At 49.7% G+C, this 3,577-nt stretch carries 2 protein-coding genes; both read left to right on the forward strand.

Annotation, left to right across the window (positions count from 1 at the left end; genetic code table 11):
• Positions 1 to 269 precede the first annotated feature (269 nt).
• Entirely contained in the window at positions 270 to 2,597 is a 2,328-nt protein-coding gene (locus NF685_RS14195; RefSeq protein ID WP_252850132.1) for a glycosyltransferase, read from the forward strand.
• A 138-nt stretch (positions 2,598 to 2,735) separates the two neighbouring features.
• On the forward strand, positions 2,736 to 3,464 hold the full coding sequence (locus NF685_RS14200) for a glycosyltransferase family 25 protein (RefSeq protein ID WP_252850133.1): 729 nt from the start codon (positions 2,736 to 2,738) through the stop codon (positions 3,462 to 3,464).
• The last annotated feature ends 113 nt before the right edge of the window (positions 3,465 to 3,577 follow it).

Raw genomic sequence — 3,577 nt, forward strand, 5'->3', positions numbered from 1 at the left:
AGATTACCAGAATGGAAGAACCCAGATGATACCCGTACAGCCATCAAGCTTGATCAGACCACAGACGATACAGCAAACAGAGATGACCGATACGTCTCATTAACGATCTCAGGGGAATCCATCATCAAGACATGGCCTGCGCTCGAGTAGAGGAGTGTTGTCTCGGCTGTGATCCTCGGTCATACAAAGACAAATCCGACTGTCTTGAGATCCATGTGGCAATGGCCAGACAGCACTTTCACAGTACGAGTCGATACGGAAGCAGGACGATGGTTCTTCGCGTGATCTTCAAAGCAGATGCTGAAACACTGAGAAAGTTCAGAAAAAGAAATCCTGCGGCTGACAATCTGGAAGTGGTACCGTCATTTGACGTGCTTGCACTCGACCGCAGTTATATGGTGGAGAACGGCCTTCTGGATGTTAATATCCGGGCGTCGGACGATCAGGTGGCCGAAATCTTTTCCCATGTCATTCAGTGGAGTCAGTGTGTTGCTGACGGTGTGCCGCGCACAATCTTCAGCGATAAATCATCGATACCAGATAATTTTGAGGAACTGGCGAACGCGCTCTTGCAGACGCTTCCCGAGGATTGGGACCTGATTGTTTGGGGCGTTGATTACAACGGCCTGATGATTGTCAAAATGCCCAATCAGATGGGTGACTGTATCCTCAAATGTGACGACCATCCATCAACCGGCCCTACAGGTCCTTTGGGAGAGCGTAAAACCCCTGCGTTGCTCTTGAAACTGAGCGCGATCGAGGGAATGTCCGGATATACGGTTTCGCCACGTGGCGCATCGATCCTGATGAATTCGCTGCCAATCCGAGAATATAGCTACAGAAGCAAGCTGGCGGGGCGCGAGATGAGGGGCGTCTCTCTCAGCACCCTCTTTTCGAGTTTGATCGAACATGGTGCTATGGCTGCGCATGTCTCATTCCCGCCGCTGGTTGTTGGCCGGCTACCAGAAGACGTTTTCAAGTCTGTTGGAGCTGTCGATGAGTCATTTGACTATGCGTGTATCAATGTCAGGCAGCTTTTCGATGATTGCCTGAGCAAAAGTGCATGTCGTCCTATCTGCTCGAATGAAGCTGGAGCTTTCCCCAAGCTTATTCATTTTGTCGAGACCACCCCTGAAAAAGTCGTCTTTGATGACGTGAATTACTTTTCCGAGAAAAAGCCGCCTGGTATCAGGTCTTTTGGCTTCAGTCATTATATGGCTGTGCTTTCCGCAGCGACTCATCATCCGGGGTTCAGGATTGTCCTCTGGTGCATCGCCGAACGTGAAGGGCCCTATTGGGAGGCAGTAAAGCATATAGCGGATATTGTGATCGTACCTGCGCCGCAGCGTATTTTTGGTAATCCGGTCATGCATCCTGCTCATCAGTCAGATATCATCAGAATGAGTGTCTTGCGGGCATACGGTGGAATTTATCTCGACCTGGATACGATCACCCTCAAAAGTCTGGAACCCCTCTTCTCCGCGACGCAAACTGTTATGGCTCGCGAGCTCATCTCAACAGATCCAAGGGTGGAAGCCGAAAGTCTCGGCAATTCAGTTATACTCTCCCCACCAGACGCCCCGTTCATGGCTGCATGGTGGGACAGCTACAAGCATTTCGACTCCCGGTATTGGGCGCATTCTTCGACAAAGATGCCCCACCTTCTGAATGCAGCGCGACCTGGTCTGGGGGCCATTCTTGCTCCGGAAGCTTTCTTTGTACCTTCCTGGGACGGAGCAGGGCTTTCCTCGCTTTTCGAGCAGGCTGTCGCTTTTCCGGACGCATACGTTTTCCATCTGTGGGAAAGTATGTCGTGGCCAGTCCTAAAAGAAATAGACGAAGCCAATATCTGGTCGCGGTTAGATACCTATTCGCTCGCCTGCCGTGCGATTCTTAGCAATGGCCATATCGAACACCTTGCTGAGCTACGCGATAGGTGCGCTGCATTTCCTCTCGTATCGACGGAAGATCATGGATTGCAATCTGTATTTCAGCAGATTTACAGAAACAATGATTGGGGAAGTTCCGGTCGCGTATATTCGGGGGTTGGGTCAGATCCTGATAAATGTAGTGATTATATAAACTTTATCTGTCACTATATTATACGCAACAAAATCCGGACAGTGCTAGATATTGGCTGTGGAGATTTCCGAGTAGGGGCCGAAATCGCACGGCGTTGCCCGGACACAATGTTCGTCGCGATGGATCTTGTGTACGAAGTTATTGCTGTAAATAAACGTACCTACTCCAATCTGACGAATGTGCATTTCGGCGTAATCAATCTTGTCGAGCAGGTTCCCGCCGCTGATGGGGATTTGGTTATCGTGAAAGATGTATTGCAACATCTCTCAAATCAGTCGATTATCAGGGCGATTATTAATATCTCGCGATACCGAGAAATAATTCTGGTTAATTATATGCTGCCTGACTATCCCATCATCAACGAAGACAAAGTTGATGGTAAACATATCCGAGGTGGTCGCCTCGATTTTTCACTTCCGCCTTTTGGCTTCACAACCGAAACATTGGCTAGGTTGATAATCAAGGGCTCTCCGGGCCTTACTGAGGTCGTACGCTATCGTCCGGCAACGGGCTAGATAACGATAGAGCTGACTCCGGGCGCCGCAGGTGGAGATGCGCTTTCGCGGTCCACGTCTTTCATCGACTCGCGGTTATGTTTTCGTGATTCAAAAAGTTTCTGTTCATCAGAATTAGAGTGTGTGGAAACGGAACGTATGAACAAATGGCTTATCACACTCGCACGCACGCCTGAACGACTAGAGGCCTTTCGCCGCGAAAATCCTACCTTCACAGATGTACGGATTTTTGAGGCAATCGACGGTCTGAGGCTTGATCGCGCAGTGCTTATTGCGCAGAAGATCCTGGATCCCGCTTTGCAATACAGCGTTGGAGCGCTTGGCTGCGCCATGTCTCATCTCACGATATGGACGAACGCCCTGCAAGAAGGGCAGGGATGCACAGTTTTCGAAGATGATGCGATCATCAGCGAGAGTTTCAATGAAAAAAGCACTGACCTCTTGGCCACGCTGCCTGAAGATTGGGATCTGGTTTTGTGGGGATACAACACAGATGCCCACCTCACATTTAGAAATGCGGAGACAGGATTTTATTGCACGTCGCGCTTTGATCACCAAAATCTTTTGAAATACAAACAGGATTTCAGAAAAAAATCGGGGCAGTCATTGCTGTTTGGCTTGCTGCGTGCTCACGGGCTGATTGGTTATTCCATCTCACCCGGCGGTATTTCCAAAATGCTGGCACATGTTCTGCCATTGCGGCCAATGCAGACATTTTATCCTGGTCTGGAGAAGAACAAGGAAAATACCGGCATCGATGATATGATGGCGGCTTGCTACGACAAGATACAGGCCTGGGTTGCTTTCCCACCTCTCGTTCTTGCCAAGAACGATGTGGCCAATAGCACTGTGCAGACACAACGTTGATTTTTTAGATGTGCCGTCAGGGCAGGCCCCTTGCTGTTGGAGGCGAGGGGCCTGTTTTATTTTACTGGAAGAGTGAGAGGATGTTCTGTGACTGGGAGTTGGCGATGGTAAGC

The sequence above is a fragment of the Asaia lannensis NBRC 102526 genome (genome assembly GCF_024054035.1).
Lineage (GTDB): Bacteria > Pseudomonadota > Alphaproteobacteria > Acetobacterales > Acetobacteraceae > Asaia > Asaia lannensis.